20 protein-coding genes, 1 tRNA gene, 1 rRNA gene and 1 pseudogene are annotated in these 25,807 nt (G+C 70.7%); 18 read left to right on the top strand and 5 right to left on the bottom strand.

Going from position 1 to position 25,807, the window contains the following annotated elements:
• The first annotated feature begins 28 nt into the window (after positions 1-28).
• On the top strand, positions 29-1,189 hold the full coding sequence (locus ACWGKJ_RS32190) for a phosphodiester glycosidase family protein (protein ID WP_385026557.1): 1,161 nt from the start codon (positions 29-31) through the stop codon (positions 1,187-1,189).
• Between the two features lie 101 nt (positions 1,190-1,290).
• Here ACWGKJ_RS32190 and ACWGKJ_RS32185 read toward each other — a convergent pair.
• Together ACWGKJ_RS32185 and ACWGKJ_RS32180 are read right to left on the bottom strand one after the other, a co-directional pair.
• A tRNA-Ser gene (locus ACWGKJ_RS32185) sits at positions 1,291-1,375 on the bottom strand.
• A 43-nt stretch (positions 1,376-1,418) separates the two neighbouring features.
• On the bottom strand, positions 1,419-2,843 hold the full coding sequence (locus tag ACWGKJ_RS32180; RefSeq protein WP_385026560.1) for a S1C family serine protease: 1,425 nt from the start codon (positions 2,841-2,843) through the stop codon (positions 1,419-1,421).
• Between the two features lie 316 nt (positions 2,844-3,159).
• Here ACWGKJ_RS32180 and ACWGKJ_RS32175 point away from each other — a divergent pair, with 316 nt between their 5' ends.
• The 3 genes and pseudogenes from ACWGKJ_RS32175 (at position 3,160) to ACWGKJ_RS32165 (ending at position 6,018) form a co-directional block, all read left to right on the top strand.
• Positions 3,160-3,966 carry a glycerophosphodiester phosphodiesterase gene (locus ACWGKJ_RS32175; RefSeq protein ID WP_385026563.1) on the top strand — a complete coding sequence of 269 codons (807 nt, stop codon included), beginning with the start codon at positions 3,160-3,162 and terminating at the stop codon, positions 3,964-3,966.
• Between the two features lie 137 nt (positions 3,967-4,103).
• A pseudogene (locus tag ACWGKJ_RS32170) lies at positions 4,104-4,647 on the top strand (ATP-binding protein); the annotation flags it as partial.
• Between the two features lie 387 nt (positions 4,648-5,034).
• A complete protein-coding gene (locus ACWGKJ_RS32165; RefSeq protein WP_385026566.1) occupies positions 5,035-6,018 on the top strand; it encodes a DUF5926 family protein in 984 nt (327 codons plus the stop codon).
• 626 nt (positions 6,019-6,644) lie between these two features.
• Here ACWGKJ_RS32165 and ACWGKJ_RS32160 read toward each other — a convergent pair.
• Positions 6,645-7,370, bottom strand: coding sequence for a bifunctional DNA primase/polymerase (locus ACWGKJ_RS32160; RefSeq protein WP_385026569.1), 726 nt, complete (start codon positions 7,368-7,370; stop codon positions 6,645-6,647).
• 515 nt (positions 7,371-7,885) lie between these two features.
• On the opposite strand from ACWGKJ_RS32160, the gene ACWGKJ_RS32155 reads away from it, so the two are divergent.
• Positions 7,886-9,481, top strand: a complete 1,596-nt coding sequence (locus ACWGKJ_RS32155; protein WP_385026572.1) for a PP2C family protein-serine/threonine phosphatase — start codon at positions 7,886-7,888, stop codon at positions 9,479-9,481.
• A 131-nt stretch (positions 9,482-9,612) separates the two neighbouring features.
• Positions 9,613-11,097 (top strand): aminopeptidase P family protein, encoded by a 1,485-nt coding sequence (locus ACWGKJ_RS32150; protein ID WP_385026575.1) that lies wholly within the window; start codon positions 9,613-9,615, stop codon positions 11,095-11,097.
• A gap of 190 nt (positions 11,098-11,287) precedes the next feature.
• On the opposite strand, the gene ACWGKJ_RS32145 is transcribed toward ACWGKJ_RS32150, so the two are convergent.
• Complete coding sequence (locus ACWGKJ_RS32145; protein WP_385026578.1) at positions 11,288-11,773, bottom strand: ATP-binding protein; 486 nt, start codon at positions 11,771-11,773, stop codon at positions 11,288-11,290.
• A gap of 269 nt (positions 11,774-12,042) precedes the next feature.
• Here ACWGKJ_RS32145 and ACWGKJ_RS32140 point away from each other — a divergent pair, with 269 nt between their 5' ends.
• The 12 genes from ACWGKJ_RS32140 to ACWGKJ_RS32085 all read left to right on the top strand — a co-directional run bounded on the left by ACWGKJ_RS32140 (position 12,043) and on the right by ACWGKJ_RS32085 (position 25,414).
• Positions 12,043-12,888: a hypothetical protein gene (locus tag ACWGKJ_RS32140; protein WP_385026581.1), complete on the top strand. Its 846-nt coding sequence runs from the start codon at positions 12,043-12,045 to the stop codon at positions 12,886-12,888.
• Between the two features lie 107 nt (positions 12,889-12,995).
• A complete protein-coding gene (locus ACWGKJ_RS32135; protein ID WP_385026584.1) occupies positions 12,996-13,817 on the top strand; it encodes a YcnI family copper-binding membrane protein in 822 nt (273 codons plus the stop codon).
• Between the two features lie 38 nt (positions 13,818-13,855).
• Entirely contained in the window at positions 13,856-14,536 is a 681-nt protein-coding gene (locus ACWGKJ_RS32130) for an SCO family protein (protein WP_385026587.1), read from the top strand.
• Positions 14,533-15,075, top strand: a complete 543-nt coding sequence (locus tag ACWGKJ_RS32125; RefSeq protein WP_385026590.1) for a copper chaperone PCu(A)C — start codon at positions 14,533-14,535, stop codon at positions 15,073-15,075. The genes ACWGKJ_RS32130 and ACWGKJ_RS32125 overlap by 4 nt, the downstream gene beginning before the upstream one ends.
• A gap of 12 nt (positions 15,076-15,087) precedes the next feature.
• A complete protein-coding gene (locus tag ACWGKJ_RS32120) occupies positions 15,088-17,133 on the top strand; it encodes a copper resistance CopC/CopD family protein (protein ID WP_385026593.1) in 2,046 nt (681 codons plus the stop codon).
• Positions 17,134-17,139: 6 nt separating this feature from the next.
• The gene (efeB, locus tag ACWGKJ_RS32115; RefSeq protein WP_385026596.1) at positions 17,140-18,432 is read left to right on the top strand and encodes an iron uptake transporter deferrochelatase/peroxidase subunit; all 1,293 of its coding nucleotides are present in this window, start codon (positions 17,140-17,142) and stop codon (positions 18,430-18,432) included.
• A 62-nt stretch (positions 18,433-18,494) separates the two neighbouring features.
• Positions 18,495-19,430 carry a prephenate dehydratase gene (pheA, locus tag ACWGKJ_RS32110; protein ID WP_385026599.1) on the top strand — a complete coding sequence of 312 codons (936 nt, stop codon included), beginning with the start codon at positions 18,495-18,497 and terminating at the stop codon, positions 19,428-19,430.
• A gap of 704 nt (positions 19,431-20,134) precedes the next feature.
• Positions 20,135-21,412, top strand: coding sequence for a serine--tRNA ligase (serS, locus tag ACWGKJ_RS32105; RefSeq protein ID WP_385033879.1), 1,278 nt, complete (start codon positions 20,135-20,137; stop codon positions 21,410-21,412).
• On the top strand, positions 21,409-22,221 hold the full coding sequence (locus ACWGKJ_RS32100; protein ID WP_385033876.1) for an HAD family hydrolase: 813 nt from the start codon (positions 21,409-21,411) through the stop codon (positions 22,219-22,221). Before serS ends, ACWGKJ_RS32100 begins: the two co-directional genes overlap by 4 nt.
• Before the next feature lie 130 nt (positions 22,222-22,351).
• The gene (locus ACWGKJ_RS32095) at positions 22,352-23,068 is read left to right on the top strand and encodes a FadR/GntR family transcriptional regulator (RefSeq protein WP_385033873.1); all 717 of its coding nucleotides are present in this window, start codon (positions 22,352-22,354) and stop codon (positions 23,066-23,068) included.
• 96 nt (positions 23,069-23,164) lie between these two features.
• Complete coding sequence (locus ACWGKJ_RS32090) at positions 23,165-24,406, top strand: CynX/NimT family MFS transporter (RefSeq protein WP_385033882.1); 1,242 nt, start codon at positions 23,165-23,167, stop codon at positions 24,404-24,406.
• 285 nt (positions 24,407-24,691) lie between these two features.
• A complete protein-coding gene (locus tag ACWGKJ_RS32085) occupies positions 24,692-25,414 on the top strand; it encodes a hypothetical protein (RefSeq protein WP_385033870.1) in 723 nt (240 codons plus the stop codon).
• Positions 25,415-25,723: 309 nt separating this feature from the next.
• Here the strand turns inward: ACWGKJ_RS32085 and ACWGKJ_RS32080 are convergent.
• Positions 25,724-25,807 (bottom strand): 16S ribosomal RNA (locus ACWGKJ_RS32080); the annotation flags it as partial.

The following is a 25,807-nucleotide window of genomic DNA, read 5'->3' as shown; positions in this document are numbered from 1 at the left end:
GTAAGCGCGCGTCAGGCAGAGGAGCGTCATGTCCCAGGCAACGGAACCAGGCCCCCGGAAGCGCCGCCTGCTCCCCCGCAGAAAGGCCACCCGGGCGGTGCTGGCGGCCCTTCTGGTCTGCGTCGGAGCCCTCGGCTGGTCGGTCAGCGGGGCCCTGACCTACCCGGGCGACGACAGCACGGCAGCGCGGCTGGCGGGCTGGGCCCGCGAGCACTCACTCGGCGTCGTGGTCGACAAGCTGGAGAACATCAGGTACGACCTCGACCCCCCGAAGGTCGGCGGCGCACTGTCGGCCGACGCCCAGGCCCGGATGAACCAGACCGCCGCCGCGCAGGCACCCCCGCACGGCGTCCACCCCGAGGTACCGCTGCGCGCCCCGATGCGCCCGCTCGTAGCACCGGCGCTCAAGGGCGAGGGCGTCTACCGCACGCTCGTCAACGACAGCAAGGGGCGGCCGGTCGTGCAGGGGACGTACGTGCGCCCCGACGCCCAGCACACCTCGTACGAAGCGGCCGTGGCCTGGATCAGCGCCAAGAACGCCCGCTTCCGGCTCCACCCGGGCGTACGGGAACCCGGCGGCACCTTCTCGGTCCCGCCCAACATCCCCAGGGGGCAGCGCACCGGGCTCATCGCCACCTGGAACGGCGGCTTCAAGGTCACCGACGGTGGCTCCCACGGCGGCTTCTACCTGAATGGACGTACCGCCGGATCCCTCCGCGACGGTGCCGCATCCGAGGTCTTCTACCGCGACGGCTCGTTCAAGCTCGGCGTCTGGGGCCGTGACGTGCGGATGACACCGGACGTCGTCGGCGTACGCCAGTGTCTGGAGCTGATGGTCGACGGCGGGAAGGTGGTCCCGGACATCGACAGCGACTCCAAGTGGGGCGCCACCGACCAGAGCAGGATGTTCGTGGAACGCTCAGGCGTGGGTGTCACCGCCAAGGGCGACATCGTCATGGTGGTCGGCCAGGCGCTCACGGCCCACACACTCGCGGACCTGATGCAGCGCGCCGGAGCCGTACGGGCCATGCCGCTGGACATGAACCGGGCCTGGCCGTCCTTCATGAGCTACGACGGCAAGGCCGACCCGGCCAATCCGAAGCCGACGAACATCCTCGACTTCGAGAACCCGCCGGAGCGCTACTACAACCAGGCGACGCGGGATTTCGTGGCGGTGTACGCACGCTGAGGTCGTGTGTGCCGGTAAAGGTATGCGCCCGCTCGAAGTGGAAGGGGCGCCCCCGCGAACGGGGACGCCCCTTCTCTACTGTCCGTACTCGGACCTGCAAGCGGTGGGTGTGGGATTTGAACCCACGGTGACTCTCGCCACGACGGTTTTCAAGACCGTTCCCTTAGGCCGCTCGGGCAACCCACCCCGCGCCACCCCGTCGGGGTGATGCGGGAAACAGACTAGCGCGTCAGCTGTCGCCCTTGCGCTGGCCCAGGGTGACCTCGACCGTGTGCTCCTTGCCGTCGCGCTTGTAGGTGAGCTGGACCTTGTCGCCCGGCTTGTGCGTCCAGATCGTGCCGATCAGGGTCGGGCCGCTGTCGATCGCTGTGTCGTCCAGCTTGGTGATCACGTCGCCGGGCTTGAGGCCGGCCTTGGCCGCCGGGCCGTTGGCCGTCACCGAGGCCGTGCCGCTCGCGCCCTGGTCGGAGATCTTGGCGCCGTTGCCCTGCTCGTCCATGGCGACCGTGGCACCGATCACCGGGTAGACCGGCTGGCCGGTCTTGATCAGCTGCTGGGCGACGTTCTTCGCCTGGCTGATCGGGATGGCGAAGCCCAGGCCGATCGAGCCGGCCTGTGAATCGCCGCCGCCCAGGCTGCCGCTGCTGGCGGACTGGATGGCCGAGTTGATGCCGATGACCGCCCCGCGGTCGTCGAGCAGCGGGCCGCCCGAGTTCCCCGGGTTGATCGAGGCGTCGGTCTGCAGGGCGCTCATGTACGAGGCCTTGCTGCCCGAACCGTCACCGGAGGCGACCGGGCGGTTCTTGGCGCTGATGATGCCGGTCGTCACCGTGTTGGACAGGCCGAACGGCGCACCGATCGCGATGGTCGAGTCGCCGACCGCCACCTGGTCCGAGTTGCCGAGCGCGAGCGGGGTCAGCCCGGAGGGGGCGTTCTTGAGCTTGACGACGGCCACGTCGTAACCCTGCGCACGGCCGACCACCTCGGCGTCGTACTTCTTGCCGTTGGAGAACGTCGCCGTCAGGGTGCCCCCGTCGGCCGCCTCCGCCACCACGTGGTTGTTGGTGAGGATGTGGCCCTGGGTGTCGTAGATGAAGCCGGTACCGGTGCCGCCGTCGCCGTTGCCGCTCTTCGCCTCGATGGTCACCACGCTCGGCAGCGCCTTGGCGGCGATCCCCGCCACGGTGTTGGGGGAGCGCTTGACCTCCTGGCCCTTGCCCGGCGCCGACACGGTCGTCGAGCCCGTCGCGTTGTCGCTGTGCTCCGCGGCGAAGTACCCGATGCCACCGCCGATACCGCCCGCGACCAGCGCCGCCACGACCACCGCCGCGATGAGACCGCCCGCGCGCTTCTTCGGCGGGGCGGGCGGAGGCGGTACGGGCGCACCCCATACGGGGCCGCCGCCCTCTCCGTATCCGCCGTTGCCGCCGCCCCCGTACGAGGGGAGGGAAGGCGGCGGCGGGGGCCAGCCGGCGTCCGCGGCCCGGACGGGCTCGGGCGCGGATGCGGGCACCGGCCCGGGGAGCTGCGCAGTGGCTTCGGTGGCGGAAGCGGGCGTGCCCTCAGGAGCGGCAACCGGCACGGGAGGTGCGGACGGGGCGGGTGGTGCGGTCTCGGCCGACGTGCCCTCGGTGCCCTCGTTCTCGGTGCTCACAGCTCTTTCTCCTCGGTTCCACGTCGTCTCGGTCAGAGTCCCGCTGTGCAAGTGTCTGCGGACAGCTTTTCCCACAGCACGTCGGGGCACTGTAAGCGGGAGCTGTGCATCTTCGTCATCTCAGTGGGTTGTCGTACTCGACTGTTTCACTGGTCTTCTCCCCGCACCCTCTCCGCACATCCTTTATTTCGGATGAGAAGGATGAGAACGACGAGAAGGAGACGAGGAGGACGAGAAGGAGAAGAAACCGCGCCTTCACACACCTGCCCGTACGCTTCCGCGTTCGCCTGCCCCGCCACGGTGGCACCATGACGCGGTGACCCACGTACGACAGCACAGCATCCAGGTCGTCGCCCACCGGGGGGCCTCCGAGGACGTTCCCGAGCACACCCTCGCCGCGTACACGCGCGCCATCGAGGACGGCGCCGATGCCCTCGAATGCGATGTGCGGCTCACCGCCGACGGCCATCTCGTCTGTGTGCACGACCGGCGGGTGAACCGTACGTCCGACGGCCGGGGCGCGGTCTCCGCGCTGGAGCTGTCCGATCTCGCGGCTCTCGACTTCGGGTCCTGGCGGGACTGGAGGGACCGGGAGGAGTCCCCGGACTGGGACCGGGAGAGTACGTCCGTCCTCACCCTGGACCGGCTCCTGGAGCTGGTCGCCGACTCGGGCAGGCGCGTTGAGCTGGCCATCGAGACCAAGCACCCCACCCGGTGGGCGGGCCAGGTGGAGGAGAAGCTGCTCGCTTCGCTGGCCCGTTTCGGCCTGGACTCACCGGGGGCGGGTGAGTCGTCGCCCGTACGGATCATGAGCTTCTCGGCCCGCTCACTGCACCGGATCGCCGCCGCCGCGCCCGCCATTCCCACCGTCTATCTGCTGCAGTTCCTCTCGCCGCGGCTGCGTGACGGCCGGCTGCCCGCCGGTGCCGGGATCGCCGGCCCCGGTATGCGGATCGTGCGGAGCCACCCCGACTACGTCGAGCGGCTGCACCGGACCGGGCACCAGGTGCATGTGTGGACGGTGAACGAGCCCGAGGACGTCGCTCTCTGCGCGGAGCTGGGCGTGGACGCCATCATCACCAACCGCCCCAAGCAGGTACTGTCCCAACTGGGCCGTATCTGAGGCTTCTTGAGGCCTTTGACCCATTGAGGCCGTTCGATGCCCTACGGGTTATTAGCCCTTTTTGATGGTATTTCGGCCGGATTAATGCCCTGACAGGGAGTGCACCGGCGCGTTCGGTCCGTATTCGAGCACGTCGAATGCGTCACCGGGCCTCCTTTGGCCGGTTTCCGGCCCAGTCCACTGGGGCATCCAATCGGTGGCGTGGGGGCAAAGGAGGTCTCGGGGGTGGCGTTGGTGGTGGCACAGGAAGTGCCCGCGTCGTCGAGCATGGCCGTACCCCATGGCCCTGCGGGCGTGGGGGAAGCAAGGCACCGGATGCGCGATCAGCTGCGCAGGACCGGAGTGTCCGACTCGGTCGTCGACGATGCGGTACTGATCCTTTCCGAACTGCTCAGCAATGCCTGCCGGCACGGCAGACCGCTGGGCCGGGCGGAGATCGGTGACGGTGACGTCCGCGCTGCTTGGCGCGTGGACAAGGCAGGCAGACTGACCGTTGAAGTGACGGACGGGGGCGGTCCGACCCGACCGGTTCCGGCCACTCCCTCGGTCACGGCACGGGGCGGCCGGGGGCTCAACATCATCAGTGCGCTGGCCCAGGAGTGGGGTGTACGGGACAACGCGTCGGGCGAAGTGACCGTCTGGGTGCTCCTCACCGAGGCGCGCCGTGAGGACTTCACCGCGGCCGGGCCCGCCCAGGGGCCGGAGACCACCGGCTTCCCGGCACAGGCCCAGGCCCAGGCCCCGACCGCATCCGTCGCTTCGGTCGTGCCGGCCGTTCCGGTCGCGCCGGCCGCTCCCGTCGTCCCGGCTGTCGCGGGCTTCGCAGCGCTGTCGGAGGTCACCGAGATCTCGCAGTTCCCGGAAGTCTCCGGCTTCTCGGACGCGTTCGAGGCATTCGACGCCTTCGAGGGATTCCCGGGCTTCGACGGGGGCGACGGGACCGACTGACCGGGCTCCGGACGGGTGGGCGGCAGCGGCCCGCTCTCCGTGAGCCCCCGCGCGAACGGGCGGACATCCCATAGGCTCGCGCCAGACACAGGTCCAGCGCAGTCGGGAGAGAGCCGCACCATGGCGAAGAAGCGTCCTCAGACGAAGGCCCCTCACGGAACCAAGGGGGCCCGCTCCGCAGGCGCCGCTGAGCACGTACCCGTGGTGGGGGCCCGTGAGCCCTGTCCCTGCGGCTCCGGCCGCCGCTACAAGGCCTGCCACGGCCGGGCCGCCGCGAACGCCGTGACCGAGCTGGTCCAGCGCCCCTTCGACGGGCTGCCCGGCGAGGGCGACTGGGTCGCGCTGCGCGAGCTGGTGCCCGCGGCGACCGTGGAACTCACCCTCAAGGGCGGACTGCCCGACGGCGTGCCGTCCGTGACTCTCGCGACCGTGCTGCCGATGGCCTGGCCCGCGCTGCGCCGTGACGACGGCTCCGTCCTGCTCGGCCTGCAGAACGACACCCCCTCCGGCGACCTCAGCCGCGACCTGGCCGACACCCTGCAGCGGGCGCTGGCCGCCGATCCCGGCACCCCCGTCGCCGGTCAGCAGGCCGCGCCCGACGGGCCCCGGCTCCAGGAGCTGTTGGACCCGGGCGCGCCCTTCGAGCCGGTGGTGCACCCCGGGTTCGATTTCTGGGTGCCCGGCTCGGAGAACGCCACCCCGGAGGTCTCCGCCTCGCTGGAGCGCGCGAACGAGGCGGCCATCCCCACCGCGAGGCTCACGTCGGTGGACTCCGCGTACTGGTGCGAGACCCCCGAGAAGAACCATCTGCGCTGGGTGATGCTCCACCCCGAGGAGCAGCTTCTGGACGCCCTGGCCCGGTTGCACGCCGCGGGCACTTCCTCGCTCGGCGTCGGCACCAGGCTGGTCGGGTCCTTCCGGGCCCACGGGCTGACGGTCCCGGTCTGGGACCTGCCGAGCGCGATGAACGCCGAGGAGTGCGAGAAGCCCGCAGCCGAGTTCGCCGAGCGGCTCACCGCCGCCCTGGCCACCGACGCCCCGCTCACCCCGGACGAGCGCCGGGCCCGTGGCGGCCTCACCAACCGCCAGGTGACCCTCAGCTGAGAGTGACGAACGGGGCGGGACAGCAGGTGACTCCGATCACAACTGGCCGTACAGACAGGTAAGTCGCTGTCCGAATACGTGAGATCGAATTTGCGAACCGCCGATCTCTTGTTACCGTTCTAGTAGCCCGGTCGTTGGTGCATCCCCCGTCGCCAACGGCCGGGCCTTTCCATGCCCGGGTTGTCAATGCCCGGCGGGGAGCGCGTAGTTGCCTCGCGGGCACTGCCGTAGCGCGCCATCCCTGCGCCGTCCGCCCGCGCGCTGTCGGCCGCGCTCCCGCACCGTGTGCGCGTCGCGCGCACCGGCTCACGCGGGGGCGGGGCTCCTTTCACGGAACGCGGGGCCCGGTCCGTCACCGCGGATCCGGCGGTCCCGCGCCCTCACGGTGTGTACGCGGGGATCCGCAGGTACGCAGTTGTCCGCAGCGCACACAGGCCGGTTGACCACAGACTCGGGCCGCTCCGCGCGCCGGGCGTGCGCGTACAGGACCGGGCGTGCGCGTACAGGACCGGGCGTACGGGACCGGGCGTACGGGACGGCCCCCGGCTGTGCGCGCACAGGGCGCCGCCCGGCCCCCGGGGACGAGTTGTCGCCGCCGCGCGACCGCCGGTCCGGCCGCCCGGCTGTCAGTAGGCGAGTCTGCTGCCGCCGCCGGGAGCGCCGGTGCTCGCCTCGACCAGCGCGTCCACCACCGTCTCCACATCCGGCAGCCAGGGCGCCGCAGTTCCGCGGGCGGCGGGGCCGTCCGCGCCCGGCAGCGGCCGTGCGGCCGGGGCAGGTGCGGGGGCCCGCTCCCACCAGACGGGGCCCTTGCCGGTCTCGGACGGCGGCAGCACCAGATACCCGCCCTCCCCGTGGAACCGCAGCGAGCTGGGCACCCACTCCTTGGCGTGCAGCAGTTCACCGAGTCGTTCGAGTGAGTACGGGGCGACCAGCAGCGACCAGCGGGTGGGCGTCGCCACGACCGGTCCGAGCCGCACGCCCATGCGGTCGAGCGCCACCAGGGCGCGCGCGCCCGCGACGGCGGGAAGGCTGAGCGCACACGGCGCACGCCCCCCGGTCGCCATGATCACGGGGGCTTCGGGGCGGCTGGTCCACCACCAGCGCACCATGCGCTCGTCCGTGGTCGCCGTGAGGAGTCCCGGGTCGAAGGGGTGTGCGCCGGGCACGACGCACTCCGGGTCGGGGCAGCCGCAGCCGCGCTCCCGGCCGGCGGGGGCAGCCGTGTGCCCCACGCCGGGAACGACGGGCCACTGCCAGCCGGTTGCGCAGGTCAGCGCCGCATCGAGCTGGGCGTGCCTCCCGCTGCGCCGGAACCGGAGTCCGCGTCGCCTTCCGAGGATCTCGCGCATGGGCGCTCGTTCCTTTCCGTTGAACGCCGAGGTCCGCATCGCGCCATGGATACGTCGCGACACTGTCCGTACACACACTGTTGGCCTGCGGTGACGATGACCGGCAGGACGGAGCCTGGACCGAGTTCACTGCTCAAGCATGGCCAGGAGTGGCGCTGCGTGGCGCGTACTTGTCCCGTGCTGTCTGTGCTTGCTGTCTGTGCTGTGCGCTGTGCCGGTGAATCGCCGTGCCGCTGAAGAGCTGTGCCACTGTGCCGCTTGCGCGGACCCCGCCATTCGGGGATGGGGAGTGACCCACAGCGGTATAGACGTCCGGGCCTGCCGCCAGGTTCCGGGGCGGTCTCAACTGCCCCTGGCCATCACCGATTACGTACCCACCGCAGTCGGTGTGACGCTCTGCCGGACGACCTCAGTCGACATCAAATAGCCGCACAGGGGGGCACTTTCCAGCCAAGTTGGTTATCTACTGGAGAGAGACAGGATCCTCCCGCGGACACCGGGGGCCGAAGGGGACAATGCTGGACATCTCCTCGCTTCTGCGTGTACATGTGGATCCATTGGTAGCTACGCAGAATGGCAGGGGGATTTGCGATGCTATGGAGAGAAACGCACCAGTCAGAAAGCCGGCTGCCATGAGCGCATCTCACCTGCCGAAAGTGGCTGGAATCGACTCCACCGTCCCGGCCTCCGCGCACACTGCCGCACCGCTCCCCGCCCCCGTTCAGGCCCCCGGCGCCCTGATCCAGGACCGGCTGGCCGGCTGGGTCTTCGACCTCACCACCCTGCACGAGCTCACCGAGAGGCTGGCCGCCACCCGCACCCTGGACGAAGCGCTCCAGGAGTTCCTGCGCGCGGGTGCCTCCCTGGCCGGTGCCCGCCGCGGCCTGGTCGTACTGGAGCCCGCGGACACCCCGGCACCCGACGGCCCCGCGTACGGCCCCTGCCCCGCCCGCACCGCGGGGCTCGGGCTCACCCATGCCGAACTCGGCCACATCGAAACGGTTCCCCGCGGCGTCACCGCGTACGGACGCATGCTCGACGGCGTCGCGGGCGCTCCCCCCGGCGCACACTCCGGCGCGCAGCGCGGCTCCCACACCAACACCGCCACCGCCGCCCCGGCCGATGCCGACGCCACCGCCGATGGCGTCGCCACCCCCGACATCCTCGGCGACAAGCATCTCGACCCGCGCCACCGCGAGGTCGCCGTCCGCGTCGGCTACGCGGCCAGCTATGCCGTCCCGCTCTCGACCGCGACGGCCGGACCGCTCGGCGCGGCCGTCTGGCTCTACGACGAACCGGCCGAACCCGCGGACCGCCACCGGCGTCTCATCGGCCTCTACGCGCGGTACGCGAGCGAACACCTGGCCCGGCTGGTCGAACTGACCCGTGCCCGCGCCCGCGTGACCGCCCTCACCGATGAACTGCTGCCCCGCCGGCTGCCCCGGGTGCCCGGAGTCCGGCTCGCCGCCTGCCACCGCACCGGGCCACTCGGCGGCGGCGACTGGTACGACGCGCTGCCGCTGGCCGACGGCGCACTCGGTCTCGCCGTCGGATCGGTCACAGGCTCGGGCCCCAGTGCCATCGCGGCGATGGGACGGCTGCGGGCCGGGCTGCGGGCGTACGCCGTCATGGAGGGCGAGGACCCGGTCGCGGTCCTGTCCGACCTCGAACTGCTGCTGCGGCTCACCGAGCCCGCCCGCTCGGCGACCGCGCTCTTCGCCTACTGCGAACCGGCGCGGCGCACGGTCGTGTTCTCCGGCGCGGGCCACACACCGCCGCTGATCACGGGCGAGCGGCGCACCGAGTTCGTCGAGACCTCGCTGTCGGCGCCGCTGGGGATGCTCGCCTGCTGGGAAGCGCCGGGCGCGGAGTTCTCACCCGCACCAGGAGAGACGGTTCTGCTCTGCACCGACGGGCTGCTGCGCCGCACCGGTGACCCCGCGGACCGGGCGTACGCCCGGCTCCACTCGGCGGCGGCGAACCTGCCGCGGGCGCTGCGGGACGATCCCGCGGCGCTCGCGGACCACATCCTCCGGACGATGCTCCCCGACGGTCCCGACCAGCGGGAAGACGCCGAGGACGTGGTCATTCTGGCGGCCCGTTTCGACTGAGGTCCGCACGGGTTCCGCCGGACTCGGCAGGTGCGGGGAGCCGCCCGGTAAGAGGCCTTTCGGCCCTGGGCCCCCTTCCGTACACCCGTACGATGGAGGGGGCCCAGTGTCGTACTCAAGGAGACAGAAACGTGTCTGAGGAGCTCACCCCGGAGAACCCGGAAACCCCGGAATCCCTGGAGAACCCGGCGGCGGAAGCCGTCAAGCCCCGGAAGAACGGCCTCTACCCGGCCGTGTCCGAAGAGCTCGCCGCGAACATGAAGTCCGGCTGGGCCGACACCGAGCTGCACGGTCTGGAGCCGATCGCCCAGGCAGCACACACCGCCGCCCGCCGCGCCGCGCTCTCCGCGCGCTTCCCGGGTGAGCGTCTGGTGATCCCCGCCGGCCGTCTCAAGACCCGCTCCAACGACACCGAGTACGCCTTCCGGGCCGCGAGCGAGTACGCGTACCTCACCGGCGACCAGACCCAGGACGGCGTCCTGGTCCTCGAACCGGCCGCTGACGGCGGGCACACCGCCACGGTCTATCTGCTGCCCCGCTCCGACCGGGAGAACGGCGAGTTCTGGCTGAGCGGCCAGGGCGAACTGTGGGTCGGCCGCAGGCACTCGCTCGCCGAGGCCGAGCAGCTGCTGGGGATCCCGGCGAAGGACGTCCGCGAGCTGCCCGCCGCGCTCACCGCGGCCACCGGGCCGGTCCGCAACGTCCGGGGTTACGACGCCGGCATCGAGTCCGCCCTCACCGACAAGGTCACCGCCGAGCGCGACGAGGAGCTGCGCGTCCACCTCTCCGAGGCGCGCGCGGTGAAGGACGACTTCGAGATCGGCGAGCTGCAGAAGGCCGTCGACGCGACGGTGCACGGCTTCGAGGACGTCGTGAAGATCCTCGACAAGGCCGAGGCCACCTCCGAGCGCTACATCGAGGGAACGTTCTTCCTGCGCGCCCGCGTCGAGGGCAACGACATCGGCTACGGCTCGATCTGCGCCGCCGGACCGCACGCGACGACCCTGCACTGGGTGCGCAACGACGGTGACGTCCGCTCCGGCGAACTGCTGCTGCTCGACGCCGGCGTGGAGACGCACTCCCTCTACACGGCCGACGTGACGCGCACGCTCCCCATCGACGGACGCTTCAACGCGCTCCAGCGCAAGATCTACGACGCGGTGTACGAGGCGCAGGAGGCGGGTATCGCGGCCGTCAAGCCCGGCGCCGCCTACCGTGACTTCCACGACGCGTCCCAGCGTGTGCTCGCCGAGAGGCTCGTCGAGTGGGGCCTGGTCGAAGGCCCTGTGGAGCGGGTGCTCGAACTGGGCCTGCAGCGCCGCTGGACCCTGCACGGCACCGGTCACATGCTCGGACTCGACGTCCACGACTGCGCGGCCGCGCGCACCGAGGCGTACGTCGACGGCACGCTGGAGCCCGGTATGTGCCTCACGGTCGAGCCCGGTCTGTACTTCCAGGCGGACGACCTGACCGTGCCCGAGGAGTACCGGGGCATCGGGGTCCGGATCGAGGACGACATCCTCGTCACCGCGGACGGCAACCGGAACCTGTCGTCGGCGCTGCCGCGCCGGGCCGACGAGGTCGAGACCTGGATGGCCTCGGTCAAGCAGGGCTGATCCGCCCGCGGGCCTGGTGAACCGGGCAGCGGGACCAGTGGGGGTGAGTCCGGCCGTGTCATGGCCGGCCCCCCACTGACCCGGCGCGCCCCGGTCAAGTTCGTACGTTCACACGGGCCGGGAGGTCACGAGGGCCTCGCCGGCGCGGCCAGGTGACCGAACCGGCCCGTACGGTCGCGCCGCGGGCCGGTCACGAGGCCCTGAGGAGTGCGTCCTCGCGCCATTTCAGGACCTTGTCGAAGCGGACCATCGCGCCTCGGCCCGGCCTGTTCCGGAAGTCGGCGTGGTCGGAGAGTTCCGCGATCAGCTCCAGGCCCCGGCCGCTCTCGGCGCAGGCCGCGGCCGGTGCCGGTGCCGCCGGATGTGCCAGTACGTTCTGAGGTGCGGCGCGGCGCTTCTGCCGGGCGGGAAAACCCGGACCGGAGTCGGTGACCTCGATACGGCAGCGCTCACCGTCGAGGAACGCCGTCACCCGGTACCCCGGTGACGTGGCGCCCGGCCCTCCGGTCCCCCCGTGCTCCACCGCGTTCGCGCAGGCTTCGCTGAGTGCGAGGGACAGCTCGAAGGAGATCTCGGGATCGACGCCGGCGGTCTCCATGGCACCGAGCAGAAGACGGCGGGCGAGCGGGACGCTCGCGGCTTCACGCCGCAGATGCAGAGACCACCAGATGCTCATGCTCCAGCCTCCTGGCTGCGGCTCGACATTACGGTTACGTATTGCCGCGGTCCGGGGGCGTAAGCACACAGTTGACGTGATAACGCTCATTCGGCGGACGCGCGTGCACCGTGCGTCGGTGTAAGGCGGGTGTGTCCCGGGTGCGCCGTGGGGTTCATGGGCGCGGAAGCCGGGCCCCGCGGGGCGCGAGTGGGACCCGGCGGGACGGATGGTGACCTTCCGGACCTGCCGTATGCGGGTCCCGGGCCCAGTGCGATGATGGCCCGGCCATGCTTACCTCTGCCGTACGCGCCGGAGCCGGTCCACGGCTTCTGAGGACCGCGGTCTTCACCGCGGTCTGCGTCGTGCTGGCCGGGACGGGGCATGCGCTGGCCTCCGGCGCGGCCGTCCCCTGGTGGCCGCTGGCCCTCGGGTTCGCCGGGCTGTTCGTCGTGGCCGCGCCCTTCGCCGGGCGGGAGCGCTCGCTGCCCGGCATCGCCGCGGCGATGACCGCGGGCCAGCTGGCGCTGCACACGGTGTTCGGGCTCGGCCAGCACGGCGCCATGGCGATGGGCGCCATGAGCATGGGCGGGGCGTCCGGAACGGGCGGTACGGCCGGGTCAGGTGGCTCCGGAAGCGACAGTTCCGCCCTGGTCCTGCTCGCCGGGAAGCTGGTCTGCGGCGCGGGCGCCGCCCCGATGAGCGCCGCCAGGGCCCACAGCATCGTCGCCGCCGCCGGCCTCGACCCTGCGGCGGGTGCCGCCGCCCCCACCGCACCGCACCACATGGCGGAAGCCACGGCCTCGACGGGCCTCTTCATGCTGCCGAGCCTCCCCATGGTGCTCGGCCATCTGCTGGCAGCCCTGGCAACCGGCTGGGTCATGCGGCGCGGCGAGATCGCGCTGTTCCGTCTGACCCGGCAGTCGCACGGTGTTGCCGAGGGGGCGCTCGTACGTAATCTGCGCGGCGCGCTCGCGCTGGTACGCGCCCTGCGTTCCGGGCTTCCGGGAGCACCCGCCCAGGGGCCGCGCGCCGGGTACGCGCCTCTCCCCGCGCCCCTGTGGAGAGCGGGCGAAGCACTCCAGCACACGGTGATCAGGCGCGGGCCGCCCGCGGTCTACGCGTTCGCAGCCTGACGCGGCACCTCCCCACGCGAGAAGCGACGGGAGCGGGTGCCGTGCTGTCCGCGCGCACCGGCGCGCGGGTCGCCACCTTCCTTTTCGCACCGTGGAGTGTGTTCCGTATGAGCATCAACCCGCTGAACGCCGGCCCGTCGAGCACCGACTCGCCGAGCACCGACTCGCCGAACGCCGGCTCCCTCAGGAACGGGCGCCCCCGGCTCACCCGCCGTATCGCCGTGGTCGGCGGTGTCGCCGCCACCTCCGTCCTGCTGCTCGCGGGTACCGCGTTCGCGCACGTCACCGTCCAGCCGCAGGGCGACGCGGCCAAGGGCGGCTACGCGACGATCGCGTTCAAGGTCCCCAACGAGCGCGACAACGCGTCGACCACCAAGATCGAGGTCAACTTCCCGGCCGACCACCCGCTCGCCTCGGTGATGCCGGAGCCCGTGCCGGGCTGGAAGGTCGACGTCACCACATCGAAGCTGCCCAAGCCGCTGACCATCGAGGGCAAGCAGATCGACAAGGCCGTCACCAAGGTCACCTGGACCGGCGGGAAGATCGAGCCCGGACAGTTCCAGCAGTTCCCGGTGTCCGTGGGCCAGCTGCCCACCAACACCGACCAGCTGACCTTCAAGGCTCTGCAGACGTACTCGAACAAGGAGGTCGTGCGCTGGATCGAGGAGCAGAAGCCCGGCGCCGACGAGCCGCAGAACCCGGCGCCCGTACTCAAGCTGACCCCGGCCGCCGACACGGCCGGCGCCACACCGGGCAGCGCGTCCGGCAAGACATCATCGGGCGACAGCGGCGCGCCCGCCAAGACTGCCACCGCCTCGTCCTCGGACAGCAGTGACAACACCGCCAGGATCCTCGGGGTCATCGGCATCGTCATCGGCATCGCGGGCGTCGCCTTCGGTGTCCTCGCCGGCCGCCGCCGTACCGCCTGACGGGCCCACACCACCCACAGCACTTGGGACGTTCTTCCATGCACAGCACGACACGCAGCACGTACATGAAGTCGCTCACGGCCGCCGCCCTCGCGGTGGCGGCCGCCTTCTCCCTCGCGGCCTGCGGCAGCGACAGCGGCAGCAGCTCCGGCAAGAGCGCGGTGGCCGATGTGTCCGGCCAGAACAAGACGCAGGCGGCGACGGTGCTCGACACCCCGTTCACCAAGCCGGACTTCGTCCTCACGGACACCCACGGCAAGAAGTTCGACTTCCGCAAGGAGACCAGGGGCAAGCCGACGCTGATCTACTTCGGCTACACGCACTGCCCCGACATCTGCCCGCTGACCATGGGCAATCTCGCCGTGGCGAAGAAGGCGCTGCCCAAGGACGAGCAGAAGAAGCTCCAGGTCGTCTTCGTCACCACCGACCCGGGCCGGGACACCCCGTCCGAGCTGGGCAAGTGGCTGAAGGCGCAGGACCCGTCGTTCATCGGGCTCACCGGCGACTTCAAGAAGATCCAGGCGGGGGCCCGCCAGATCGGCATCGGCATCTCCCCGACCAAGAAGGAGAAGGACGGCACGATCGTCTCGATGCACGGGGCTCAGGTCGTCGCCTTCTCACCGAAGACGGACAAGGGCTACCTCCTGTACGGCGAGGACACCACGGTCAAGGACTACACGAAGGACCTCCCGAAGATCGTCAGGGGTGAGAAGCCGTGAACCGGGGCAGGCGGGCGGCCTCCGTCTGCGCCATAGCCGCCGCGGCGGCCGTGGCGCTGGCCGGCTGTTCCTCGTCCGGATCGGGATCGGGGTCCGGTTCGGGCTCCGGATCGGGATCGGGTTCGGGTTCGGGTTCGGGTTCGGCCGACAGCCGCTCCGGTGGCAGGCCCGAGCTGAAGGTCACCGAGTCCTTCATGCCCGAGCCGGTCGGGGGCAGCGGGATGGCCGCCGGCTTCGTAACCGTCACCAACAGCGGCGGCACGGCCGACCGGCTCACCTCCGTCACCAGTGATCTCTCCGACGACGTCACCATGCACACGACCAAGAACCAGCAGATGCTCGCGGTGAAGTCCCTCCCGGTCCCCGCCCACGGCGAACTGGACCTGGAGCGCGGCGGAAACCACCTCATGTTCATGCACCTCAAGAAGCAGCCCAAGCGCGGCCAGAAGGTCGCCGTGGAACTGCACTTCGAGAAGGGCGGCGTGCTCAAGGCCGAACTTCCCGTCAAGCAGCCCACTTACAACCCGCAGCACAGTTGAGGAGCTGACACCATGACGGCGACCACCGCCCCACCGCGCTCCGGGCCTCCGCTCGCATGGCTGCTGCTCGTCGCGGCGGCGGTCCTCGGCGCACTGTTCGCCGCGGCCGCCCCCGCCTCCGCGCACGCGGCCCTGCTCGGAAGCGATCCGAAGGCCGGAGCGGTGGTCGCCAAGGCTCCCTCTGATGTCGCGCTCACCTTCTCCGAACAGGTCGCCATGGACAACAAGTCCATCCGCGTCCTCGACCCGAAGGGCAAGCGCTCCGACACCGCGAAACTCCGCAACCTCTCCAAGGGCAGCAAGGTCACCTACGGTGTCGACCTGCGCCCCGGCCTCGCCAACGGCACCTACACCGTGGCCTGGCAGGCCATCTCCGCCGACAGCCACCCCGTATCGGGCGCCTTCACCTTCTCCATCGGCGCGCCGTCGAAGACCACCGTCTCCGCGACCGGCGAGAACGTGGGCGGCGGGCTCGTCGGCGTCCTCTACGGCGCCGCGCGCTACGCCGCGTACGCCGGATTCATCATCCTGGTCGGCGGCGCCGCCTTCGTCATCGCCTGCTGGCAGCGCGGGGCGAACGAACGGGCGCTGCAGCGCCTCGTCGTACGCGGCTGGCTGACCCTGACCGCGGCCACCCTCGTTCTTCTGCTGCTCAGAGCGCCCTACACGGGATCGGGGCACCTGGCGGACGTCTTCGACCTGAGCGCGCTCAAGGGTGTGCTCCAGACCAAACCCGGCGCCGCGCTCGTCTCCAGACTGCTGCTGCTCGGCGCATCCGCGCTCTTCGTCGCCGTGCTCTTCGGGGCGTACGCCCGGCGCGCGGCGGCCACGGAGCCGGAGGCGGCGAAGGAGCGGAAGGACCTCACCTTCGGCCTGGCCGTCGGCGGGACCGTCGTCGCCGCCGGGATCGCCGCGACCTGGGCGCTCACCGAGCACGCGTCGGTCGGCCTCCAGCCCGGGATCGCGATGCCGGTCGACATCGTGCATCTGCTCGCGGTCGCCGTCTGGCTCGGCGGACTGGCCGCGCTGCTCGTCGCCCTGTTCCGTACGCCGTCCATCGAACGCGCCGCTGTGCGCCGGTTCTCCCGTATCGCCTTCGCAGCCGTCTGCACCCTGGCGGCGACCGGCCTCTACCAGTCCTGGCGGCAGGTCGGCTCCTGGTCCGCGCTCTTCGGTACGGGATACGGGCAGCTGCTCATGGTCAAGGTGGGGCTCGTCGCGGTGGTCGTCTGCATCGCGTACTTCTCCCGGCGCTGGACGGCGCGGCTCTCCGAGACGGCTGTCGCCGCGCAGCCGGCCGTCACCGCGCAAGCGGCTGTCGCCACGCAGCCGCCGGCTGTTGCTTCCGGGAGCGCGGCCGTCCCGGAGGCCGTCGCTTCTTCCGGGACCGCTGTTGTCCCTGAGACCGCTGTGACGGGAGAGGCAGAGGGCGGTGAGAGCGCCACCGCCCCCGGTGGCCCGCCGGCCGATCCCCCCGCCGATCCGCGACGCGCCGCCCAGCTCGCCCGGCAGCGGGCCGCCAGGGACGTGGTGCGCGAGCGGCGGGTACGGGACGCCGACCCGCACCGCACCGGGCTCCGGAAATCGGTGCTCGCCGAGACCGTGGTCGCCGTGGCGCTGCTGGCCGTGACGACGGTCCTGACCACCACCGAGCCGGGCAGGACCGAGGAGGAGGCCGGACGGAGCACCTCGTCGTCCACCGCCGCGGTGCCTTCGGGACCGGTCAATGCCACGCTCCCGTTCGACACCGGCGGCCCCAGGGGCAAGGGGACAGCGGCGCTCGAACTCACCCCGGGCCGCAGCGGAAAGAACCAGCTGCACCTCTTCGTGAACGACCCGGCGGGCAAGCCGTACGACGTCCCCGAGGTGCGGGTCGCCCTCACCCTCAAGGCGAAGAGGATCGGGCCGCTGCCCGTCGCGCCCGACCACCTGTTCACCGGACATTGGAGCGCGGACAACGTCCAGATCCCGATGGCGGGCGCCTGGGACGTCGCGGTGACCGTACGGACGTCCGACATCGACGAGACCACCGTGAACAAGACGGTGGAGATCGGCTGACCAGCAATGAACGACATCTCCAGGAGGCGGCTGCTCGGGACCGCGGGCGCGGTGGGGGCGGGCGGCCTCGTCGTGGGCGCCGCCGGCGGAGCCGCAGCGCACGCGGCGACCGAGTCCGACCCGGCGGCCGCGCTGACGACCGTCGGGTCGACCGAGGTGGCCTTCCACCCGGCGCCGAACACCGCCGGAGGCGGCGATTCCGGCGGATCCGCGCACGCGGCGCACCAGGCGGGCATCACCACGCCCGCCCAGTCCACCGGGTATCTGATCGCCTTCGACCTGGCAGCCGGCGCCGGCCGCAGCCAGGCCGCGGCGCTGCTGCGCCGCTGGTCGGCGAGTACCCAACGGATGATGGCGGGCGAGCCGCTCGGCGACGACACCGGGATCGCACTCGACGCGGGACCCTCGTCCCTCACGGTCACCTTCGGTTTCGGACGCTCCTTCTTCACCCGTACCGGACTGACCGCGCAGCGCCCAAGCCAGCTCGACCCGCTGCCGGACTTCTCGTCCGACCACCTCGACGCCAAACGCAGCAACGGCGATCTGTGGGTGCAGATCGGCGCGAACGACCCGCTCGTCGCCTTCCACGCCCTGCGCGCACTCCAGAACGAGGCGGGTTCGGCGGCCCGGGTCCGCTGGCAGATGAACGGTTTCAACCGCTCGCCCGGTGCGACCGCGAAGCCGATGACCACCCGCAATCTGATGGGCCAGATCGACGGGACGGGGAACCCCAAGCCCTCGGAGAGCGACTTCGAGCGGCGGATCTTCGTGCCGGCGGGCGGCGGCAAAGGCGCGGAGGCGCAGCCGGAGTGGATGGCGGGCGGCTCGTACGCCGTCGTACGCCGGATCAGGATGCTCCTCGACGACTGGGAGAAGCTCCCGCTGGGGAAGCAGGAGCAGGTCATCGGGCGGCGGAAGAAGGACGGCGCCCCGCTGACCGGGGGCACCGAGACGACCGCCATGAACCTGACCAAGGTCGGCCCCGACGGCAAGTTCGTCATCCCCGACAACGCGCATGCGCGGATCTCGGCCCCCGAACAGAACGGCGGTGCCGCTCTGCTGCGCCGCACCTTCTCGTACCACGACGGAATCGGCGGGGACGGCACACCGGACGCGGGGCTGCTCTTCGTCTGCTGGCAGGCCGATCCGAACCGGGGCTTCGTGCCGGTGCAGCGGAAACTGGACCGCGGAGACGCGCTGTCGGACTTCATCCGGCACGAGGCCAGCGGACTCTTCGCGGTGCCCGGGGCACCCGGCCGCGGCGAGTACGTGGGCCAGCGCCTGCTCGAAGGCCACTGAGGCTCCGGTCCGGGGCCCCGGGACCTCGGGACCCGGGGCGTACGGGCCATTAGGGTGACCGTATGTCAGCCACTCGCTTCACCTATCTGGGCCCCGAAGGCACCTTCACCGAGGCGGCTCTGCGTACGCTCCCCGAGGCCGCCACCCGCGAACTCGTTCCGATGGTGTCCGTGCCGGCCGCGCTCGACGCGGTACGGACGGGGGAGGCCGCCGCGGCGCTCGTACCGATCGAGAACTCCGTCGAGGGCGGTGTCACGGCGACCCTCGACGAGCTGTCGGGCGGCGAGCCGCTGATGATCTACCGCGAGGTGCTGCTGCCGATCGCCTTCGCGCTGCTGGTGCGTCCGGGCACGAAGCTGACCGATGTGAAGACGGTGACCGGGCACCCCGTCGCCCAGCCCCAGGTACGGAACTGGCTGCGGGCGAACCTCCCCGAAGCGGTGTGGGAGTCGTCCGCGTCCAACGCCGACGGCGCACGGCTCGTCCAGGAGGGCCGGTACGACGCGGCCTTCGCCGGAGAGTTCGCCGCCGCCACGTACGGGCTCGAACCGCTGATCACCGAGATCCACGACGCGCAGAACGCGGAGACCCGCTTCGTCCTGGTGGGCCGCCCCGCCAGGCCCGCGGCGCCGACCGGCGCGGACAAGACATCGGTGGTCGTCTGGCAGCGCGAGGACCACCCCGGCGCGCTCCTCGAAATCCTGCAGGAGTTCGCGGTGCGGGGGGTCAACCTGATGCTGCTCCAGTCGCGGCCGACCGGTGAGGGCATCGGCAACTACTGCTTCGCCATCGACGCGGAGGGCCATATCTCGGACCGCAGGGTGGGCGAGGCGCTGATGGGGCTCAAGCGGAGCTGCCCCGAGGTGCGGTTCCTCGGTTCCTATCCGCGGGCCGGGGTGACGGCGCAGGACGTACGGGCGCTGCGGTCCGGTACCTCGGACCCGGGGTTCGTGGCGGCTTCGGACTGGCTGGCGCGCAGCCAGGACGGCCGGGTCTGAAGGACTGCCAGAGCACGGTGGTGGGGGCTGGGCTCAGCCCCCACCACCGTGCTCTGGTGTGCGCAGGCTTGGTCCGCGATCGTCGTACTGGCTGATTTCCGCGCTGCGGAAAAGTTATCCACAGGGCGGATTTCGACCTGGGGACAAGTCGACACCCCAAGACGACATGGTCGACAAATCGCCCTAGTGACGACACTTCCATCCACAGGCTGACAGGCGGGTGCCTGTCACCCCAATTCTCCCGATCAACCCTCCAGAGGGAACAATTCCCACCTGAATGAGTGCACGCAAGGGGTTTGAAGGGGAAGTTCCAGCGAACGGCCGGTTACCTGTGAGGCTTTCGGAACCATCTCCTTCGCCATCCACAGATTTCCCACACAGCCTGTGGATAACTAATCCGGGCTGTGGATTCCTGTGGACAAGTGAAGCCAAGTCCCGCTCGGCGCAAGGGAAATGAGTCAACGATTTCGTCCGGAATGCTTCGTTCCAGGGAATCGGTCACCTTATATTGACCACCGGGGCCCGCGAACCGGGGCCCGCGAGGAGCGGGCCGGCATCCGCATCCGGATATCCCCACCGACACTCCATGCACCATTCCATAGATATTGCACCAATCCGGACAAAGCGCCGCCTGGATACGGGCCGCAAACGGGACAGCCAATATCAGGTCGAGTGGCGGAAGCGGGCACCGGTAACCTGGTGGGGTGATTGACCTTCGCCTGCTCCGTGAGGACCCCGACCGTGTTCGCGCCTCCCAGCGCGCCCGTGGAGAGGACGTCGCGCTCGTCGACGCCCTGCTCTCCGCCGACGAGCGGCGAAGGTCGTCCGGACTCCGGTTCGACGAACTCCGCTCCGAGCAGAAGACGCTCGGCAAACTGATCCCCAAAGCCTCGGGCGACGAGAAGGCCGAGCTGCTGAAGAAGACGGGGCAGCTCGCAGCCGCTGTCAAAGCGGCCGACGCCGAGCAGAACGAGGCCGACGAGGAGACCAAGCGCCTGCTCCTCCAGCTCGGCAATCTCGTACACCCCGACGTCCCGGTCGGCGGCGAGGAGGACTTCACCGTCCTGGAGACGCACGGCACCATCCGTGATTTCGCGGCCGAGGGCTTCGAGCCCAAGGACCATCTGGAGCTCGGCGAGGCCCTGCGGGCCATCGACACGGAGCGCGGTGCGAAGGTCTCGGGTTCGCGCTTCTACTACATGACCGGCATCGGCGCGCTGCTCGAACTGGCCCTGGTCAACGCGGCGGTCGCCCAGGCCACCGAGGCCGGGTTCATCCCCATGCTGACGCCCGCGCTGGTCCGTCCGCGCGCCATGGAGGGCACCGGCTTCCTCGGCCAGGCCGCCGAGAACGTCTACCACCTGGAGAAGGACGACTACTACCTGGTCGGCACCTCCGAGGTCCCGCTCGCCGCGTACCACATGGACGAGATCATCGACGCCGGCGAACTGCCGCTGCGCTACGCGGGGTACTCGCCCTGCTACCGCCGCGAGGCCGGCACCTACGGGAAGGACACCCGGGGAATCTTCCGGGTGCACCAGTTCAACAAGGTCGAGATGTTCTCGTACGTCCACCCCGACGACGCGGCGGCCGAGCACCAGCGGCTCCTGGCATGGGAGAAGCAGTGGCTGACCAGCCTCGAACTGCCCTTCCAGGTGATCGACGTGGCCACCGGCGACCTCGGGGCATCGGCCTCCAGGAAGTTCGACTGCGAGGCGTGGATCCCGACGCAGGGCAAGTACCGCGAGCTGACGTCGGCGTCCAACTGCGACGGTTTCCAGGCGCGGCGCCTGTCGGTCCGGATGCGTGACGGCAAGAAGGTCCAGCCGCTGGCCACCCTCAACGGCACGCTCTGCGCCGTACCGCGCACCATCGTGGCGATCCTGGAGAACCACCAGCTCGCCGACGGCTCGGTCCGGGTCCCGCCGGTACTGCGGCCCTACCTCGGCGGACGAGAGACTCTGGAGCCCGCGTCGAAGTGACGAATCCCGCTCACCCCTACCGGCTGATCGCGACCGACCTCGACGGCACGCTGCTGCACGACGACGGTTCGGTCTCGGAGCGCACCCGCGCCGCACTCGCCGAGGCGACCGCGGCGGGGGCCGCGCACATCGTCGTCACGGGGCGCGCGGTGCCATGGACCCGGCCCATCCTCGACGGCCTCGGTTACGAGGGCCTCGCGGTGTGCGCGCAGGGGGCGCAGCTGTACCACGCGGGGGAGCACCGGCTGCTCACCTCCGTCACGCTGGACCGCCGGCTGGCCGCTGTCGCGCTCGCCAAGATCGAGACGGAGACCGGACCGCTGGCGGTGGCGGCAAGCCGGGACGGGCTCGACGGCGAGGTGCTGGTGAGCGCCGACTACCGGCTGAACGAGGGCACGCTCCCGGTGGCCGGCTTCGACAGCCGGGACGACCTGTGGTCCGACCCGGTCAACAAGGTCTACATACAGCACCCGGAGCTGAGCGACGACGCGCTGGCGGACACCGCACGGCAGTGCGTCGGGAATCTGGTGGACGTGGTCATGGCGGGCGAGGGCGTCGTGGAGATCCTGCCGCTGGGGCTGAGCAAGGCGACGGGTCTGTCGCTGGCCGCCCGGCGGCTGAAGCTCACGGCCGCGGACACGATCGCCTTCGGGGACATGCCCAATGACATCCCGATGTTCGGCTGGGCGGCGCACGGGGTGGCGATGGCCAACGCCCACGACTCCCTGAAGGCCGTGGCCGACGAGGTCACCCTGTCCAACGAGGACGATGGCATCGCCGTGACGCTGGAGCGGCTGCTGCGGGGCTGACCGGGGCGGGGTGACCGGTCCTGGTCGGCTGGGTGAGTGATGGCCGCAGGCAGGTAGTTGTAGGATGACTGGGCAACCGGGTGACCGGATATCGCGGACACCATCGTGAGGACGAACACGGGGCGACGACATGGCACTGCGTACGGCAGGACGGCACTCCCTCGTGGACACCGTCGTCCAGCAGCTACGGGACCAGCTGGCCGGCGGGGAGTGGTCCGTGGGCGACCGCATCCCCACCGAGCACGACCTCGCCGAACAGCTCGGCGTGGGGCGCAACACCGTCCGCGAGGCGGTGCGGGTCCTGGTACACGCCGGACTCCTGGAGTCCCGCCAGGGCAACGGCACCTTCGTACGCTCCACCGCCGACCCCTCCGCCGTGCTCCGCACGATGAGCCATGCGGGGGTGCTGGACATCCTGGAGCTGCGGGTCGCCCTGGAGACGGAGGCCGCCAGGCTGGCGGCCGTCCGCAGGGAGGCGGCGGACCTCGAAGGGCTACGGGAAGCCCTCGCCACCCTCCACGAGCAGGGCGACCGTGCGGCCGACGCCGATCTCGCCTTCCACCTCGGGGTGGTCGAGGCCACGCACAACGCCACGTTCGCCGAGGTGTACCGCTTCTTCTCGACCCAGATGCATGAGTCCCTGGTCGCCGCCCTTGGCGACCGGGAGATGCCGCCGATCGACTTCGCCGCTCATGAAGCCCTGGTCGACGCCGTCGAGAGCGGCGACCCGGCGGCGGCCGAGCAGGCGGCCCGCGCACTGCTCCAGGTGCCGATGGACGTTGTCCGCCGGCTGGTCGGCGTACGAACAGAACCGCTGCACAGCAGCAGCACCGCGCAGAAACACTGAGAGGTACCTGACGTGTCCCGCCCCGACCCGGACCAGCTCGACCCGGACCAGCTCGACCTGAACCAGCTCGATCTGAACCAGCTCGACCTGGGCCACATGCTTCCCGACGCGGAGGCCGACGTCCGGCAATCCCCCGAAGGTGTCGCCGCACGGCGCGCCCTGATCGCGCACCCCGTGGTGCTGCTCGTCGGCATCGTGCTGGCCTCGCTCAACATGCGGGCGGCGCTGGCGAGCGTGTCACCGTTGATCGGGGAGATCAGCGACACGTTCGGGCTCTCGTCGACGGCGTCGAGCCTGGTCACATCCGTCCCGGTGCTGTTCCTCGGGGTCGGGGCCGTGATCGCGCCCTGGCTGGCCCGCCGGTTCGGTACCGAAGTGGTCCTGCTGTGTGCGCTCGTCCTGCTCGGCGTCGGCATCCTGGTCCGGGTCCTGCCGTCGGTGTTCGCCCTGTACGGCGGCGGAGTGCTGGCCGGCACCGCGATAGCGCTGCTGAACGTCCTGATGCCGGGGCTCATCAAGCGGGACTTCCCCGACCGGGCCGCGTCGATGACCTCCGTCTACACGGGCGCGATGATCGGCGGTGCCACGCTGTGCGCCGCGGCCTCGGTCCCGCTGGAGAAGGCGTTCGGGAACAGCTGGCAGGCGTCGCTGGCCTTCTGGTCGCTGCTCGCCGCGGTCGCCGCCGTGGCATGGCTGCCCCAGGTACTGATCGCCCGCGGACGTACCGGCCACGAGGTGCGTGTCGCACCCGCCGGCACCGGACCGGCCAGGAGCATCTGGCGCTCGGCGCTGGCCTGGCAGGTCACGCTCTTCATGGGTCTCCAGTCGCTCTGGTCGTACGTGCTGATCGCCTGGATGCCGACCATCTTCACGGATCACGGGATGAGCCGGTCGGCAGCGGGCGTGATCTTCGCGTTCAACAACCTGATCCAGGTCGCCGGGGCCTTCGGGGTGCCGCTGCTCGCCGGCCGGATGCGCAGTCAGCGTCCGCTGATCGTGCTGGTCACCTCGATGGTCGCGGTCGGCTACGCGGGCCTGATGGTCGCCCCGGTATCGGGTGCCTGGCTCTGGTCGGCGGTGCTGGGTGTCGGACAGGGCGGCGCGGTGGGGCTGGCCCTGACCCTGATCGTGCTGCGGTCGGGCGACGCGCAGACCGCGGCGCGGCTGTCCGGGATGGCACAGACGGTCGGCTACCTCCTGGCCGCGGTCGGCCCGCTGACGGCAGGCGCCGTGTACCAGGCGACGGGCAGTTGGACCCTGCCGATCGCCCTGGTCCTCGGGGTGTGTGCGGTGGCGCTGGTGGTGGGCCTGTTCGCGGCCCGGGACCGCCGGGTCTAGAGCAGCCGCCGAACGGTCCGGCACGCGGGGGCCTGCGCGGTGTGCCTGCGCGGTGTGCCTGGCGTGCGTGACTTGTACGACAGTCGGGTCGTTGGTCAGGGAGCGTGGAGGCAACTGGGGTTCGAGGCGACGAGAGCGCGTGAAGTCGGGGAGTGCCGGTGCCGGGGGCGGAAGCCGGGCCGGTCATTGAGTACGTGACGTAGATGAGCGGATCTCCACCCCTGAAGCCCGGGGAGAGGGCCGTTTCTGTCATGCACTCATCGACCATGAACGGCAGGCTCATCCATGCCAACCGAAATCGCCCTGCTCGAATCGCGAGCGCTACGCGCGGACCATCTGGGGCGTGTCGACGTCCTGGACAAGGTCAAGGCGCTCGCACTGTTGCCGGACGGAATTCACCTCCGCACACAAGACGTGGCGCGGTACTTCGAAGTATCCACAGAGGTCATCAAGAAGTTGGCCCAACGCCACCGAGAGGAGCTCACATCAAACGGACTGCGCGTCCTGCACGGCTCTGACCTCGAAGGATTCAAGGGGGACAACCTGTCCCCCTTTCACTCGCACGGACTGAGTTATCCACAGCCCCGTTCGGGCCTCACGGTTCACACGCGCCGCACCGTCCTCAACATCGCCATGCTGCTGCGCGACAGCGAAGTTGCCCGCCGGGTGCGGAGCTACCTCCTCGACACCGAGGAGCAGCACACGGCATCCGTACCGGCCCCCCGCTCGGACGACGGCGGGCTCGGCCACCGCCTCACTCAGCTCGAATCCGCGATGAGCGAGGTCGGTCCCGCGCTGCGGGAACTGGGTCCCGTACTGGCGCGGATGTCGCGTCGGCTGGACGACCTGGACCGACGGCTCGACGCCACGAACCGGGTCGTGGGCGCCATGAGTATCAGGCTCTCGGATCTCGGTGAGGGCATGGCGGAGGTCAGGCGCCGTCTGCCGCACCCGGCGTCGGACCAGCCGCCCCACCCCTGCCGTCGGCACCGTCGCCGCCGACGCTGAACCCGGAGGTTGACCCGGTCGTACCGAACCGGCCGACGGTGAGCCAGCCGTACCGTACCGTCCGGCACTGAACCGACCGCCCCGATCGAGCCGGCGCTGAACCGACCGGGGCCGGCATCGCGAAGGAGCAGACCGTAAGTCCGCACCCTCAGATACCCAACAGCGTGCCCGGCCCGACCCATCAGATGCTGTGTTCCACGCCGAAGCAGTACTTACAGAGGGTTTGGGAAACCGTGCCAACTAATCAACGTTCCACCCATGAGCTGACCGTGCAGAACGTTTGTCTGCAATCGGTACTGTGCTCCTTAGAAAGGAGGTGATCCAGCCGCACCTTCCGGTACGGCTACCTTGTTACGACTTCGTCCCAATCGCCAGTCCCACCTTCGACAGCTC

The sequence above is a fragment of the Streptomyces sp. NPDC054757 genome (genome assembly GCF_053612185.1).
Note: the sequence above shows the minus strand (reverse complement) of the source record. Positions and strands in the feature narration are given on the sequence as shown.

What these genes read in the sequence shown, in the direction of transcription:
- ACWGKJ_RS32190 (WP_385026557.1), top strand. Translation starts at nt 29, where the DNA reads ATGTCCCAGGCAACGGAACCAGGCCCCCGGAAGCGCCGCCTGCTCCCC.
- ACWGKJ_RS32165 (WP_385026566.1), top strand. Translation starts at nt 5,035, where the DNA reads ATGGCGAAGAAGCGTCCTCAGACGAAGGCCCCTCACGGAACCAAGGGG.
- ACWGKJ_RS32160 (WP_385026569.1), bottom strand. Translation starts at nt 7,370, where the DNA reads ATGCGCGAGATCCTCGGAAGGCGACGCGGACTCCGGTTCCGGCGCAGC.
- ACWGKJ_RS32155 (WP_385026572.1), top strand. Translation starts at nt 7,886, where the DNA reads ATGCTGGACATCTCCTCGCTTCTGCGTGTACATGTGGATCCATTGGTA.
- ACWGKJ_RS32145 (WP_385026578.1), bottom strand. Translation starts at nt 11,773, where the DNA reads ATGAGCATCTGGTGGTCTCTGCATCTGCGGCGTGAAGCCGCGAGCGTC.
- ACWGKJ_RS32140 (WP_385026581.1), top strand. Translation starts at nt 12,043, where the DNA reads ATGCTTACCTCTGCCGTACGCGCCGGAGCCGGTCCACGGCTTCTGAGG.
- ACWGKJ_RS32135 (WP_385026584.1), top strand. Translation starts at nt 12,996, where the DNA reads ATGAGCATCAACCCGCTGAACGCCGGCCCGTCGAGCACCGACTCGCCG.
- ACWGKJ_RS32130 (WP_385026587.1), top strand. Translation starts at nt 13,856, where the DNA reads ATGCACAGCACGACACGCAGCACGTACATGAAGTCGCTCACGGCCGCC.
- ACWGKJ_RS32120 (WP_385026593.1), top strand. Translation starts at nt 15,088, where the DNA reads ATGACGGCGACCACCGCCCCACCGCGCTCCGGGCCTCCGCTCGCATGG.
- efeB (WP_385026596.1), top strand. Translation starts at nt 17,140, where the DNA reads ATGAACGACATCTCCAGGAGGCGGCTGCTCGGGACCGCGGGCGCGGTG.
- pheA (WP_385026599.1), top strand. Translation starts at nt 18,495, where the DNA reads ATGTCAGCCACTCGCTTCACCTATCTGGGCCCCGAAGGCACCTTCACC.
- ACWGKJ_RS32095 (WP_385033873.1), top strand. Translation starts at nt 22,352, where the DNA reads ATGGCACTGCGTACGGCAGGACGGCACTCCCTCGTGGACACCGTCGTC.
- ACWGKJ_RS32090 (WP_385033882.1), top strand. Translation starts at nt 23,165, where the DNA reads ATGCTTCCCGACGCGGAGGCCGACGTCCGGCAATCCCCCGAAGGTGTC.
- ACWGKJ_RS32085 (WP_385033870.1), top strand. Translation starts at nt 24,692, where the DNA reads ATGCCAACCGAAATCGCCCTGCTCGAATCGCGAGCGCTACGCGCGGAC.